The sequence below is a fragment of the Halomonas sp. GFAJ-1 genome, from assembly GCA_002966495.1.
Taxonomy (GTDB): domain Bacteria; phylum Pseudomonadota; class Gammaproteobacteria; order Pseudomonadales; family Halomonadaceae; genus Vreelandella.
This window is the reverse complement of record CP016490.1, coordinates 1,902,757-1,917,965: the sequence shown is the minus strand read 5'-3', so window position 1 is coordinate 1,917,965 and position 15,209 is coordinate 1,902,757. Positions and strand designations below refer to the sequence as shown.

Below are 15,209 nucleotides of genomic sequence, written 5' to 3'. Positions count from 1 at the left end.
AAGTGACCCCATGATGGTCTAACAATAGGAGTGTAGCTACTGAAAAAAACGCATGCGTTGTTGGTCATCGTCGTTAATGGGTTCATCCACTTTATGTGAATGCGTTAATGGCTTATGGCTTGTCGAGAGTACCGCTTGGCCCGTTCAGCACGTGAGTGCTAGGCATTAGCGCTTGTGCGGTACCTCGCTGTTGAGGTCAGCTCTCGGAACAGACGCTGATGCGATAAAGGTGACACATTGCTTGTTAGCAACTTTGTGAACCTACGCAACACAGCATCAGGCTCTGTTTCTTATCAAAGGCTTTCATGAAACGAGGTTAGCCAATGAAACGACAAAAACGTGATCGCTTCCAACGGGCTTATGTTCACGGATATAAAGCGGGTATTACGGGTCGCTCCCGTGATGATTGCCCCAGCCAAGATGTTAATTTACGCGAATACTGGATGAGCGGCTGGCGTGAAGGGCGCGGCGACCAGTGGGACGGTATGACTGGCGTTTCCGGCATCCATAAAAACCCCCTAGTCATGTCCTAGTTTTCACTTTTTACAAGTTACGTTAGGTATAAGTAGCCCGCGAGCACGCGGGCTTTTTAATGAGTTCTTATCTCGCCCCCATTTTCCCCTATTGACGTCTTTACCGCCCTTTTTTCAGCGCCTCGGCACACTGTTTCACAAGCCCTGGCCCCTGATAAATCAAGCCTGAGTAGAGCTGTACTAAATCAGCGCCTGCGGCAATTTTAGCGTTGGCTGCGTCGCCGCTATCGACTCCCCCCACGCCAATAATGGGTAGCGTAGGAAGCTGTGCTCGCAGCAGGCGAATAACAGTGTTGGAGGCTTCAAAAACCGGCTTGCCGGATAACCCACCCGCCTCGTTTGCCTGTGGATCACTTTTCACCGCATCCCGGGAAACCGTGGTGTTAGTGGCAATGACGCCATCTAACGCGTTACCCGCAATACTGCCTGCTACCAGCGCGACTTCCTCTTCACTCATATCCGGGGCAATTTTTACCAACAGTGGCACCCTGCGGCCTGTCTCGACATCCAGCGCATAGCTGCGGGCGCGGATAGGCCCAAGCAGCGCGTCTAGCTGCTCACCAAACTGCAGGGTGCGTAAGCCTGGGGTGTTGGGCGATGAGATATTCACCGCGATGTAATCAGCCACACCGTGGACGGCCTCTAGACAGAGCAGATAGTCATCCAGGGCATGCTCGACCGAGGTAGTAAGGTTTTTACCGATATTGATGCCCACGATGCCACCGTAATGGCGCTGCTTGACTTGCTGCACCAGGTGTTCAACCCCTTTGTTATTAAAACCAAAGCGGTTGATGATGGCCTCATGACCCGCCAAGCGAAACAAGCGCGGCTTAGGGTTGCCTGGCTGCGCTTTGGGCGTCACAGTTCCCACTTCCACAAAGCCAAAGCCCAGCGCGCCTAATGCATCCAGGTGGTCAGCATTTTTGTCTAACCCGGCGGCAAGGCCTACTCGGTTGCTAAAACGCAGTCCCATCAGTTCAACAGGGTCGCTTACCGGCTCGCCGTAGACGCGCTTAACACTGCCTACCCGATGCAGGGCATCTAACCCACGCAGCGCCATACCATGCGACATTTCCGGGTCTAAGCGAAACAGTAGCGAACGGGCAATGTTATACATCAGCAAGGCTCTCCTGGGCGATGGGTAGGCAGCATAAGCGGGGCGGCCGCAGTATAACGCACATCAACAGCAGTTCGCAGGGTAAGCAGCCCACAAAAAAGCCGTGCCCTGGCGAACCAGGGCACGGCTTATACTGACAGCTCGGCGTAAGATTTACGCTTCGCTATCGCTCTCTGCGAGATCCACCAGTTCACGAATAGCAACGGCAAATAGTGCAAAGCCACCTTCACTGCCGCCACGAACCTCATCAATCAAGCGGCACCAGCGACGATGCAGCTCAGCATGCTGCTCTAGCCATTGGGCGACACGCTCTTGGGTATCGCGACTGCCCACCTCAAGTTTCAGCACGCTTGTGGTAAGCGCTAACTGCTGGCGGTCGATGTCGTCACGGAAGGACTCCCTTGCCTGCGCTTGCCAAGCATCGCGCACTTCTAGGTGAGTTACCTGCTGGATCATCCAGGGAAGTTCCAGGCGGCTGCCGATCTCGTAGAACACTTCGGCGACCCGCTGGGGCTTCTCATTGGTGACTCGTGCCGCTTGAATAATGCCCAGGCCAGCGTAGAGGCTTGGTGCCGCTGCCACCGTTGATGCCAACGCTTCCGGCACGCCAGCTTCCTGCAGTTCATCACAGCGCTTGCGCCAAGCAGCCTGCTCTTCACCGCTTAGCAACTCGCCAATAGCCTCTTGCAGCTGCGCCAAACGCGGGCCAAAGAACTCAATGGCATCGTGAGTAGAAAGCCCCAGGTGGGTACGCAGGAACCAGCGAGTAGCACGACGGATCATGCGCATCAGTTCGAGCATCATCGAGTACTGCACACGACTCGGCACTTGGTTATCCAGCGCTTCAATCTGCGCCCACAGGGCAGGCAGATTAAATGCATCACGGGCAACGATGTAAGCACGCGCGATATCGGCCCGCCCGGCTCCCGTGGAATCCATCAAACGGCGAACGAACACAATGCCCATGTGATCGACCAAATCGTTTGCCACCTGAGTAGCAACGATTTCACGCTTCAAGCGGTGCTCATACATCTCACCCTGATAGCGCTCAGTCAACACGGCCGGGAACAGGCGCTCTAAGTGGCGATGAATATAGGGATCATCTGGTATATCTGAGTTGATCAAATCGCCTTTCAGAGTGCTCTTAGCATAGGAGATCAGCACAGCCAGCTCCGGCAAGCGCATCCCCTGGTTGTTGCTGACACGCTCTTTCAGCACATCGTCAGCGGGCAAGAATTCAAGTTCACGGTCGATCTGCCCGGCAGACTCAAGCTCACTGATAAAGCGGCGGAAGGGACCCATTCCCTGCTGGGAAAGGATTTCCGAGAGGTCAAGCGCCTGGGTTTGGCGATAGTTATCCAAAATAACCAGATCAGCAACCTCTTCTGTCATATCCGCCAGCAGCTGGTTGCGCTGCTTGTCGGTCATATCGCCACGCTTAACCACTTCATCAATCAATATCTTGATATTGACCTCGTGGTCGGAGCAGTTAACCCCACCCGCGTTATCAATAAAGTCGGTGTAAACCCGCACGCCGTTGGCGGCGGCTTCCATCCGCCCACGCTGAGTAAAGCCGAGGTTACCGCCCTCACCTACCACTCGGCAGTGCAGCTCAGTGCCGTTAATGCGCAGTGCATCGTTGGCTTTATCACCCACGTCAGCGTCGGTTTCATCGGAGCTTTTCACGTAGGTCCCGATGCCGCCATTCCAAAGCAGGTCGACCTTGGCTTTCAACATGGCGCGAATCAGGTCGTTGGGGGATAGGCGTGTTTCTTGAATGCCAAATACCTGCTGCATTTCAGGGCTGATGGCGACGGATTTAGCGCTACGGCTAAACACGCCGCCGCCTTTGGAAATCAACTCTACGCTGTAGTCTTCCCAACTGGAGCGGGGCAGGTTAAACAGGCGCGTACGTTCAGCAAAGGCGGCGTCTGCATCCGGATTGGGGTCGACAAAAATATGCAGGTGGTTAAACGCCCCCACCAGCTGAATTTTATCCGACAGCAGCATACCATTACCGAACACGTCACCGGCCATATCTCCAATACCGACTACCGTGAACAGGTCTTGCTGGGTGTTGATGCCGAGGTTCTTGAAGTGGCGTTTAACAGACTCCCAGGCTCCGCGGGCGGTAATCGCCATTTTCTTATGGTCGTAGCCATTGGCGCCGCCAGAGGCAAACGCATCCCCCAGCCAGTGTCCATACTCAACCGAGATCTCGTTGGCGATGTCCGAGAAAGTCGCGGTGCCTTTATCAGCGGCCACAACTAGATAGGTGTCATCTTCATCGTGGCGCACGACGTTTTGTGGCGGCACTACCTCACCACCTACGAGGTTGTCGGTGACATCTAACAGCGCGCGGATAAAGATTTTGTAACAGGCGATACCTTCCTTTTGCTGCGTTTCACGGTCGGCATTTTCCGGCATGCGCTTACACACAAAGCCGCCCTTTGCGCCTACCGGCACGATGACTGCATTTTTGACCTGTTGTGCTTTAACTAGGCCGAGCACCTCGGTGCGGAAGTCCTCCAGACGGTCAGACCAGCGCAAGCCACCCCGCGCTACTTTGCCACCGCGCAGGTGTACGCCTTCTACTCTTGGCGAACAAACAAAAATTTCAAACGCCGGGCGGGGCTTGGGCATGCCCGTGACTTTCGATGGCTCAAGCTTATAGGCGATGTAGTCTTTAAAGCCGCCGTTATCAGCTTTCTGGTAGTAGTTGGTACGCAGCGTGGCTTGAATAAGCTCCATAAAACGGCGCAACAATTGATCATCGTTTAAGCTCGCCACGCCCTCCAGGTGCTCGTTTAAACGGGCCACACAGTCGTCGGTTGCACTCTGCTGATGCGCTGGGTCAAAGCGCAGACGGAACAGCTCAACCAGCCCTTGGGTAATCGCCGGGTAATTCACCAGTGTTGCCGCGATGTAGTCTTGGGACATGCCAAAGCGGATCTGCTTTAAGTAGCGGGCATAGCCGCGCAGCATGGCCACTTCGCGCCAATCTACCCCTGCCCCAATAATCAGCCGATTGAAGGCATCGTTGTCTGCTTCACCTGCCCAAATACGCTTAAACGCTTCGCTGAAGGTATCGCGCATTTCGCTTAAGTTCACACCTTCACGGCTGTGCTCAAGCTCAAAGTCATGAATCCAATAGCGCTGCTGAGGGGCGTTGATATCGTAGGGGCGCTCACCAATCACCCGCAGCCCTAAGTTCTCCATCATCGGCAAAACATCGGATAATGGTATCTGCGACTCACGGTGGTACAGCTTCAGGTTCATACCGCCCGCTTGCTCCTCAAGAGGGCGATAGAGCGACAGCGAAAGGTCTGCGCCACCATCTAAATCCAACAGATGCTGTACATCAAACACCGCCGTGCGGGCATTAAAATCTTCACGGTAGCTGGCTGAGAACGCCTCTTGGAACTGCTCAGTCAGTAGATTGGCACGCTCTTCGCCAAACCCTTCGATCATTGCGGCCTGCAGGTCATCGCGCCAGCTGCGCGCTAAGCGTGCCACTTTGCTTTCCAGACGTTTAAGGTCGTACTGGCTAGGCGCATCACCGTTAAAGCGCAAAATAAGCTGAATACGCGCCAGCACTGACTCCGACAAATAGGTATTGAAGTCGCCAAAGTGGGCATCTAGCTCGTCACACAGCATATTTTGAATACGCTGGCGCAGATCAGTAGAGAACACATCCCGAGGTACAAAAACTAAGCAAGAGTAAAACTTACCGCTGACATCCGCGCGAATAAACAGACGTACCTGTCGGCGCTCACGAATATTAAGAATACCCAACGCAGTGCTGGCCAGCGATTCCGTACTAATCTGGAACAGGTCGTCACGGGGATACACTTCAAGCACTTGAAACAGCTGTTTGCCGTTGTGTCCGTGCGGGTTGAAACCGGCAATATCCATAACGGCTTTCAACTTACGACGCAACAGCGGAATGTTGCGCGGAGATTCGTTGTACACCGTAGAAGTGAACAAGCCAAAGAAACGCCGTTCACCGATGACATTGCCATCATCGTCGTAGCGATCAACGGTGATGTAATCAGGATACGTGGGGCGGTGTACCCGAGAGTGGTGGGCACTTTTGGCAAACGACAGTAGCTGAGGCACCAGCACATAGTCGTTATGTTCATCGATACCTTCTTCGGTACGAATACGCTCCCGATAGCGCGGCTGATCAAGGCGGAAAACACCTAGCACGCTATTGGGATCACGCTGTAACTCATTGCCTTCCAGTAAGTACTCGTCGTAACCCAGGAAGGTGAAGTTGTCCTTAAGCAACCACTCTAAAAAAGCGATGGCTTCTTCGTGATCATCTGGGTCGATCTGTGGTGGGCAGTTTTTTTCAAGCTCTTGAATCGCAGTGGTTATTTGGCCGCACATTGCGTCAAAATCACCTACAGCGGTGCGCACATCCCGCAGTACGTCGCGCAATTTGCTTTCAATGTTAGCCAATGCGTCAGGGTCAGTATGGCGATCTACCTCAATGACGATGAGCGATTCCCGCGCTTCCGGCGCATCTTCATCCCGTGGCGAGGCAAGCTCTTTTAGCTGATGCTGGCCATTACGCGCAACAGCGAAGACGGCATTTTGAATAGCATGCACCGTTAGACCACGGCGGTTTAACTCAATACGCACTGAGTCGACTAAAAATGGCATATCTTCATGTAAAACAGCCACAAAAGTGTGGGTAGACTGCCAGCCATGCTCTTCGAAATCGGGGTTAAACACCCGTACTTTGGGGCTTAGGGGGTCGTGATTTTGCAGAAACTGCCAAATCGATAGCGTGGCGCCATAGAGATCGTCGAGCCGACGATCAACCAAGTCTTCAACGGGAACCGTGGCATAAAAGTGCCGAGCGAAAGCTTCAACATCTGCCGCGCGTGCAGGCTCCAATCGCGCTTTCAATCGCTCTTGTAGCTGCTTTAAAAGATCCTGCCGACTCTCTTCAATCGCAACGTAATGCATCCATCACCTCGACTGCCTGGGGCCATGACTATGGCCAAAAAACGAAGAACAATAGGCCTTTAGGCCACGCTGCTCACTAGCTTACGCTACCCGTGGCCGCCACCCTAACCATCTGACAGGTTATTCATGGTGTATGCCGCTTGTGCATCATAAGCACTATTGACATTTGACGATCACACTGCCGTACGCCGCGTGAGCCATACCCCGCATTCACAATGATGGGTAAAGGGAAACTGATCAAAAAGCGCGAACCGTTCTATGCGGTGGGTCTTAGTCAGTATGGTTAAATTTTCAGCGAGCGTTGCAGGGTTGCATGAAATATAGACGATCTGTTCGTATTCGCTGATTTGCTGACAGCTCTGCTCGTCTAAGCCTGCCCGCGGTGGATCGACCAGCACCGTAGAAAAATCGTAGCTTTCCAACCCCATCTCGGCCACCCGGCGGCCAGCTTTTTCGCCTTTCAGCGCTGAGGAAAACTCCTCTGCAGACATTCTGCCCACCTGGGCGTTGGTCACGCTATTCGCTTCCAGGTTGACGTTAGCGCTAGCCACCGAAGTGCGGGAAATTTCAGTCGCCAGCACGCGGCGAAAGTTATCCGCCAAAGCGATGGTAAAGTTGCCGTTGCCGCAATAAAGCTCTACCAAGTCTTCTGTTTGGCGGCCAGCGGTCACTTCACGCGCCCAGCTCAGCATGGTTTGACAGATATTTGCGTTGGGCTGGGTAAAGCTGTTCTCTACTTGCTGGTAGTGCAGCGGACGGCCATCTACCGTTAAGCGCTCCCAAACGTGGTCCTGGGTGAGGACGATGCGCTGCTTGCGCGAGCGGCCAATAATCATAATGCCCAGCGCTTTTTCTAGCTCACGCGCTTCTGCTTCCCAAGCATCTTCTAGCGGGCGGTGGTAAATCAGCGTGACCAAGGCTTCCCCTGAAAGCGTGGTCAGAAACTCCACTTGAAACAGCCTGCGACGTAGCTCATCGCTGGCTAGAAACGCCTCGCGCAAGCGTGGCATCAGCGCATTGATATGCTTACTGGCAACCGGAAACTGATCAAGGCGCACCACTTTTTTGTTCTTGGGATTTTCTGGATCGACCTCGAACATGGCATAAAAAAGGTCATCCTCTTCATGCCAAATACGAAACTCGCAGCGTTGGCGGTAGTGGCTTGGCGGCGAGGGATACACTTCAAGCTCAGGGGGCGCAAAGTGGGCGAAGGTGCTCTCAATATAAGTACGTTTTTCGGCTAGCTGCTCAGCGTAGCGTTCTGGATCGACAGTGGGGATCGCCAAGGTGGCTCCTCTTAAAGATGGGTAATCATTAACCGTTTGGGCAACTAAGAAGATGGGCTACTACACTGCCTCTGCGTCGGGCAGGGTTAAACGCTGCGGCGCTCGAAAACCATAGCGGGCGAACCCGTCAATCAGCGCATCCGCTGGCGCAGTGGTAAAACAGCGGCCGTCAGCCATGCTAAAGGCCAGCTGTTTGGCTATTTGACCTACTCGTCGAGCAATGGCATCGCCGGAATCAACCCACGCCAGAGGCGTTGGAGTGAGCGTTGCAAGCATAGGTTTTAGCAGCGGGAAGTGGGTGCAGCCAAGCACCACAGTATCTAGCGCGGGGGTCGACTGAGCGGCTTGCCATAGCGGCAGCAGCGCTTGATGAATACGGGTAGCGTTAAGCGGCGTCCCAGCTAGCCACGCTTCCGCCTCCGAGACCAGTGCGTCTGCCGCTACTTTCGTCACCAGGCAGTCACTGGCAAAGCTTTCGATTAGCCTCTGCGTGTAAGGCCGATTAACCGTCGCGGTGGTAGCTAGCAGGCCAATATGGCGTGTCTTGCTTGCCAGCGCTGCCGGTTTAATGGCCGGCACCGTACCCACCACTGGAATCGTTAAGGTTTGACGAAGGCCTTCCAGCGCCAGCGTGCTGGCGGTATTGCAGGCAACCACTAACAGGCTGGCCTGACACGCCGCAACCGCCGCTTGGCAAACCGCTACAATGCGCTTAGCCAGTGTGTCATCGTCACGTAGCCCATAAGGCAACCAAGCATTATCACAGGCATAGCACATCGCCACCTTGGGGTAGTGCAAACGCAACGAGTTAGCGACGGAAAGACCACCTACACCTGAATCAAAAATCAGCACAGGGCCTACCATGTCAGCGTTCCCAACCTATCATACGCTCTTGCCACGCCAGCCCTCTCCAAGCCATTAATAAACAGCGGGGCGTAAGTTTAACACGCCCCGCTCTGCGCTGAAGAGTTCTTGAATTCCTAGAGCGATGGCACCTCAGCGCCACACAGCTCGGCATATAGCTCGGGATAAGCATGCTGAAGGCGCTCCAACTCCTGCTCGGCCCCTTCTGGCAGGGCTTCGCGGAGTTCCTGCATATCTTCAGGGCTAAAGTGTTTGTCGATAAGCGGAAACAAGCCTTCGCGCTCGCGGCGCAAGTAAGCGCGATGCGCCTCCAGGTAGGCTTTTAGATCTTGTGCGAAACGATCCATCGGCAAAATATTATCCATTAAGATCATATCGATATCGTTGGATAGCCGCTGCAGACGCGGTTTAAGCTCACGATAGTCAGCCGCCATTTGCTCCATCAGCGGGAGATGTTCAGGCGCTTTGGCCTCTAGCCGCTCTACACATATCCGCTCTAGCGGGGTGGCAAAGCCGTCCATATAGGAAAGAATGTAGTCCACCACTTCGCGCATCAACTGAAAGTTAGGGCGCTCCCCCAACGCCAGAGTTTTCTGCTTAAGCTGAAGCACATGGAGCATACGTGCCATATTGGCATGATCTAGACGCAATTGGTTTAACATCGTGCCGTCTCCTCTATAAGTGTCATGCTTGCCGCCCCCAGCAGGAGCCTGGCACGCGGTCATCAGCGGTATCTGCTGATTTTGACTGGTTTCAACTACACTAGCATTACTGTTTACCATGCGTTCCGCGCCGATTGCTAGACAGCCGCCGCGACTACCGCAGGTGCTTTTTCTTTAGCGTTGTTTAAAGCCTGTCCAGATAGGCTTTCTCGTCGGTTAAGCCAAAGGTAGTCTTACAGGTCACTGTTTACCACAGACACTTGTTAATAGCGTGTTGTTCAACGTCTCGATTTACAACGGAAGTTTACATGGATCTTTTTGACCGCCAGCCTGCGTCGCCCGCCGAGGATGCACCGCTCGCTTACCGCATGCGGCCGCTGACGCTTGACGACTATGTTGGCCAGCAAGCACTGGTAGGGCCAGACAAACCACTGCGACGCATGGCGGAGTCTGGTGTGGTGCGCTCAATGATTTTATGGGGGCCGCCTGGAGTGGGTAAGACCACGCTTGCAGAACTTTTGGCGCGTGCCTCGAGTGCTCACTTGGAACACCTGAGCGCGGTGATGGCCGGGGTAAAAGAGATTCGCCTGGCGGTTGAGCGTGCCCAACAAAGTACCTCGCCGACACTGCTTTTTTTAGACGAGATTCACCGCTTAAACAAAAGCCAGCAGGATGCGCTTCTACCACACGTTGAGTCAGGCCTGCTGACCCTAATTGGCGCGACGACCGAAAATCCTTCCTTCGAAGTGAACTCAGCCCTGCTATCCCGTGCCCGGGTCTATGTCCTTAAACCCCTCAGTCAGGATGAGTTGATAACGGTTATGCGCCAGGCGCTAAGCGATCAGCAGAGGGGCTTGGGTAAACGCGCTATCGACATTGAGGAAGGCGTACTGGAAGCGCTTGCACACGCCAGCGCAGGTGATGCTCGCCGCGCACTAGGGCTGCTGGAAACCGCCTGCGACTTTACCGAACCGAGTAATGGCCGGGAAGTGCTTAATAAAGCAGTGCTGGCCGATGTGGTCGGCCATCAATCAAGCGCCTTTGATAAGCAGGGTGATGCCTATTACGACTTGCTTTCGGCGATTCATAAATCCATCCGCTCATCGCGCCCGGATGCAGCCTTACTGTATATGGCGCGCTTTATACAAGGCGGTGGCGACCCGCTAGACATCGTGCGCCGCTTAACCGCCATTGCCTCTGAAGATGTCGGCAATGCAGACCCCCGCGCCTTACCCTTGGTAATTTCCGCCTGGGATGCGTATTTACGTTTGGGTGATTACGAAGGCCAGCGGGCCATTGCCCATGCGGCTATTCACTTAGCAGTAGCTCCCAAGAGCAACCGCATTGACCGCGCTTGGAAAGCGGCCAAACAGTTTGCCCAGCAGCAGCCACAGTTAGAAGTACCTAGCTATTTACGTAATGCGCCCACCAAACTCATGGAGCAGCTAGGGCACGGTGAAGGGTATCGCTACGCCCACAACGAACCTGACGGTTATCCAGCGGGCAGTGCCCATAGCTGCTGGCCCGACGCACTACCCACCGCCCGTTTTTACGAGCCCAGTACGCTAGGACAGGAAAAACGCTTTGGGGAGATAATGGCGTGGCGGGAGCAGCGTGACCAAGAAGCAGATCAGGCGCCCTAAGGCGCCTGATATGGTCGAAAACGTCGCTAAAACAGGGGGTCTTAGAACCCTTCGCGGATCACATCCGTGCCTTCTGGAATGTCAAAATCAAACAGGCTGCGGTCGATATTGCCATTACGAGTAATATTGCTGAACGTAATAGCGGTACGCTGGCCTGTGCTGTCCATCATCCATAGCTCGGTCAGCGTTTGGTTATCAAACACCATGCTTAGCTCTTCAAACAGCGTATCCGCAGAAGAGGGAATCAAAGTGAACACATCATCCCCGTTATCTTGCTCGTAAAACACTTCGTAGCTGGCGGTCAAATCAGAGGCGCTACCCGACAGCAGAAGCGCAGGCGTATGAGACACTCGGTTATCCATTGCCTGCACGGTTACCTGCTCCAGGTCCGGGTCATACAGATGGACATCGCTACCGTCTGATACCACAATTTGTGAATACGGCGCTTCCACTTCCCAGCGCAGCATGCCGGGACGCGAGAGCCACATTTCACCACGTGCACTCTGCAAACGCTCGCCATCACCACCTAATATCTGCTGCTCAAACGTTGCGTGATAGCTCTCTAGCGGGTCGAGTCGTTCGGTCAAGCGCTCGGCTGCGTCATTTGCCCATAAAGCAGAGGATGCAAAGGTTAACCCCAGTGCACTGGCCGCCAAGACTAATGGTGAAGTGCGTCGTATTTGAGTATCGCGCATTACTGTACTCCCTAGGCAATAATTGCCGAAAAGCGGTCGTGCTTAAGCCAGTTATTCTAACGAACGGCATTAAGACGTTCCATGTGGCTTCTATGACGCGAAAAGCGCCGTAGGGTTTCACCTACGGCGTGGCTTCCACGTTTGTTGCATGATTTATAACGCGTCTACTGCCGCTTTAATGACCGACAGGCGGTGGCGCTAGCACCTCGCGGGCACCATTGGTACCCATTGAAGACACAACCCCTGCACCCTCCATGGCTTCCACTAACCGTGCTGCCCGGTTATAGCCGATTTTGAAACGGCGCTGCACCGCTGAAATCGATGCTTTGCGGGTCTGGGTAACGAACTGCACCGCCTCGTCATAAAGCGCATCCTGCTCAGCGTCATCGCCATCTACACCGTCGGCTTCTAAGCCGGTTAATGCATCTGCTGAAACGCCGCCGGAAAGAATTTCTTCAATATACTCGGGCGTACCTCGGCGCTTCCAGTCATCTACCACACGGTGGACTTCATCATCATCTACAAAGGCACCGTGAATACGGTTAGGCGGACCAGAACCAGCAGGCAGATAAAGCATATCGCCGTGGCCTAGCAAGCTTTCCGCACCGCCTTGATCCAGAATTGTGCGTGAATCAATCCTTGATGAGACCTGAAACGCCATCCGCGACGGAATATTGGCCTTGATTAAGCCCGTGACTACATCAACAGAGGGCCGCTGGGTAGCCAGAATGAGATGGATACCCGCTGCACGCGCTTTTTGTGCCAAACGCGCGATTAACTCTTCGACCTTTTTACCCACGATCATAAACATATCGGCAAATTCGTCGATTACCACCACAATGTAGGGCAGCTTTTCGAGTACGGGTGGTGTTTGGTGCATTTCCCAGGGTTGCGGCTCCCACAGCGGGTCAGCCACTTGGGCACCTGCACGCCCTGCCTCATCCAAGCGGCCATTAAATCCGGCGATATTGCGCACGCCCATGGCAGCCATTAGCTTATAGCGGCGCTCCATTTCCGCCACACACCAGCGCAGGCTATTGGCAGCCTCTTTCATGTCGGTAACCACAGGTGCCAGCAAATGGGGGATGCCGTCGTATACCGATAGCTCCAGCATTTTCGGGTCGACCATAATCAACTTCAGCTCATCGGGCGTGGCCTTGAGCAGCATCGAAATCAGCATGGCGTTTACGCCTACCGACTTACCGGAACCCGTGGTGCCTGCCACCAGTAAGTGAGGCATTTTTCCCAGGTTAGCCACCACCGGGCCGCCGCCAATATCTTGGCCTAACGCCATGGTAAGCGGCGAGGTTTCCTGCTGGTAACGATCAGAGTCGATCACCTCACGCAAACGGATCATCGCCCGATGGGGGTTGGGAATCTCAATACCTACCGTTGGTCGCCCTGGGATCACTTCCACAACGCGAACGCTCTTAACCATCAACGAGCGCGCCAGGTCTTTAGCAAGGTTGCTGATTTTAGAAACCTTCACTCCCGCGGCGGGTTTAATCTCAAAGCGGGTAATGACCGGCCCAGGCCACGTATCGACAACTTCCGCTTTAACCCCATACTCGCGTAGTCGCACTTCCAGCAGTTCTGCCATATCCGACAGTTGCTCATCGGTATAATTGGGCTGATGCGGCTCTGGTGGCGTTAACAGCTGCAGGCTAGGCACATCCCCTTCTGGCTCGTCCAGGGTTTCAAACACCGGGCGCTGGCTCTGCAGGTGCTCAACGGTCCATAGCGTGGGGCCGTTATCAGCCTCCTCCTCGGCTGGCTCGGAGAAGGTTGGCTCGTGACGCGCGGATGTCACCGCCGGTGCGGATGGAGCGACGTCTTCGTCTTCATCCCATACTGGCTCAGGCACAACTTCCGGCACACGCTCGCGACGGGATTCCGCTGCTATAGGCATCACTGGATCAGTCGTATCAGCTGGGGGGCGTGGCGATACCGCAGGCAAAGGGGCCTGCTGCTCAGGTTCAGGCTCAGAGACAGGCTCTGGTTTGGGCTTTGGTTCAGATACAAAATTCTGTTCTGTTTCTGGCTCTGATTTTGGTTCTGGTTCTTTAGCAGACAGCGGCACACGCAGCTCAATGGGCTCATCAGGCGTGTTAGTACGCATCGCAAAAGCGTCTGCCCGCGGCAACTCATTAGGCGTTGGCTCAGGCGCTTTTGCAGGCTCAGTGGCAGCAGGCTCAACAGCAGTAGACTCAGAACGCGCTGGCTCAACTGGCACTTTTGTCGGCTCTACCTTAGCGGCGGGCCACTCTTTAGGCGCCGCGGCCGCCTCCCACGGAATGGATGTATCCATCGTGGCTGAGGGCGCATCATCAGCGCTTGCAAACGCTGAGGAGAAACTGGGCTCGCGCCGCTCACGGCCGCGAACACGCGTAGGTTCAGACTCATCACTACCAGCTTCTGAGCTTACGGCTACCGTGCTACCCAATGCTGCTTTCTTGTGAGCTTTCTCAACGCTCTCCTCATCCTCTTTTTCAAAAACGTATTCAGTCTCTTTTTCGATATCTTTTTTAGCGCTGCTTGGGGTCTCCACATGGTGCTCTTGGGCAAACAGTTTAGGCTCCATCACACTCGATTTAGGCGTATCGGCAGCAACTGAACTAGATCCAGCAGCTTTCGGCTCATCGACCCGAGAGCGCTCTTTTACCTTTTGCGAAGCTGCTTTAGCCGCTGCACGAACAGCAGCGCGCTCGGCCCGTTTCTCTTGCCCTTTCGCACGCCGAGCGCTAAACCAGCCACCTAACTTACATAGCCGACGCCCCACCTCATCGGCGACCTGCAACCACGACATGCCGCTAAATAACGGAAAGCCGATTAAAATAAGCGCGGCAGCTATTAGCCCTACACCACCGCTGCTCACCAACGGCTTTAGCGTGCCGACTAAGCCCTCACCTAAGATGCCGCCAGAGGCATAGGGTAAAATACTGTTGGGGTGATAAAAATGCAGCGCGCCAAGCATCGTGGTGCCAAACATCAGTAGCAATAAGCCACCGGCATGCACAGCAATAGCGACGGGGTCTACTTCAAAACGTACTTGGCGGGAGCGCATGAGCCACCATGCGGCGTAACCCAACATACCCGGCCACCATAGTGCACTGGCCCCCAGCAACGAGTAGAGAACATCGGCAAGCCACGCACCCACGGGGCCCATCCAGTTACGCACATCGGTTTCCGGCCCTTGATACGACCAGCCAGGATCTGCGGGGTGGTAACTAAACAGTGCTAATAACAGGAACACACATAGCGCAAGCAACACCACGACGACGCCTTCGCGTACCGAGCCTTGCAAGCGCAAACCAAACCGGCGGGCTTTATCCTTTGCAGCTTTCACCCTGGCCGAAGAACTTGATGATGATGGTTGACGCGAATTTCGCTGCGTTCGCTTGTCTACCGCCTTATTTACTTTCAAGCGACTCT

At 54.5% G+C, this 15,209-nt stretch carries 9 protein-coding genes; 2 read left to right on the top strand and 7 right to left on the bottom strand.

Going from position 1 to position 15,209, the window contains the following annotated elements; all coding sequences use genetic code 11:
* Positions 1–323 precede the first annotated feature (323 nt).
* A complete protein-coding gene (locus tag BB497_08750; protein ID AVI62788.1) occupies positions 324–533 on the top strand; it encodes a ribosome modulation factor in 210 nt (69 codons plus the stop codon).
* 100 nt (positions 534–633) lie between these two features.
* Here the strand turns inward: BB497_08750 and BB497_08745 are convergent, their stop codons facing one another.
* The 5 genes from BB497_08745 to BB497_08725 form a co-directional block, all read right to left on the bottom strand.
* Positions 634–1,650 carry a dihydroorotate dehydrogenase (quinone) gene (locus tag BB497_08745; GenBank protein ID AVI62787.1) on the bottom strand — a complete coding sequence of 339 codons (1,017 nt, stop codon included), beginning with the start codon at positions 1,648–1,650 and terminating at the stop codon, positions 634–636.
* 153 nt (positions 1,651–1,803) lie between these two features.
* Positions 1,804–6,627, bottom strand: a complete 4,824-nt coding sequence (locus BB497_08740; GenBank protein AVI62786.1) for an NAD-glutamate dehydrogenase — start codon at positions 6,625–6,627, stop codon at positions 1,804–1,806.
* Positions 6,628–6,800: 173 nt separating this feature from the next.
* On the bottom strand, positions 6,801–7,913 hold the full coding sequence (locus BB497_08735) for a tRNA (uridine(54)-C5)-methyltransferase TrmA (GenBank protein ID AVI62785.1): 1,113 nt from the start codon (positions 7,911–7,913) through the stop codon (positions 6,801–6,803).
* A gap of 60 nt (positions 7,914–7,973) precedes the next feature.
* Positions 7,974–8,777: a glutamate racemase gene (locus BB497_08730; GenBank protein ID AVI62784.1), complete on the bottom strand. Its 804-nt coding sequence runs from the start codon at positions 8,775–8,777 to the stop codon at positions 7,974–7,976.
* A gap of 116 nt (positions 8,778–8,893) precedes the next feature.
* The gene (locus BB497_08725; GenBank protein AVI62783.1) at positions 8,894–9,439 is read right to left on the bottom strand and encodes a hypothetical protein; all 546 of its coding nucleotides are present in this window, start codon (positions 9,437–9,439) and stop codon (positions 8,894–8,896) included.
* A 308-nt stretch (positions 9,440–9,747) separates the two neighbouring features.
* Here BB497_08725 and BB497_08720 point away from each other — a divergent pair, with 308 nt between their 5' ends.
* Positions 9,748–11,082, top strand: coding sequence for an AAA family ATPase (locus BB497_08720; GenBank protein AVI62782.1), 1,335 nt, complete (start codon positions 9,748–9,750; stop codon positions 11,080–11,082).
* 41 nt (positions 11,083–11,123) lie between these two features.
* On the opposite strand, the gene BB497_08715 is transcribed toward BB497_08720, so the two are convergent.
* Together BB497_08715 and BB497_08710 are read right to left on the bottom strand one after the other, a co-directional pair.
* Positions 11,124–11,777 (bottom strand): outer membrane lipoprotein carrier protein LolA, encoded by a 654-nt coding sequence (locus BB497_08715; GenBank protein ID AVI62781.1) that lies wholly within the window; start codon positions 11,775–11,777, stop codon positions 11,124–11,126.
* A gap of 175 nt (positions 11,778–11,952) precedes the next feature.
* Positions 11,953–15,201 carry a cell division protein FtsK gene (locus tag BB497_08710; protein AVI62780.1) on the bottom strand — a complete coding sequence of 1,083 codons (3,249 nt, stop codon included), beginning with the start codon at positions 15,199–15,201 and terminating at the stop codon, positions 11,953–11,955.
* Positions 15,202–15,209: the final 8 nt, after the last annotated feature.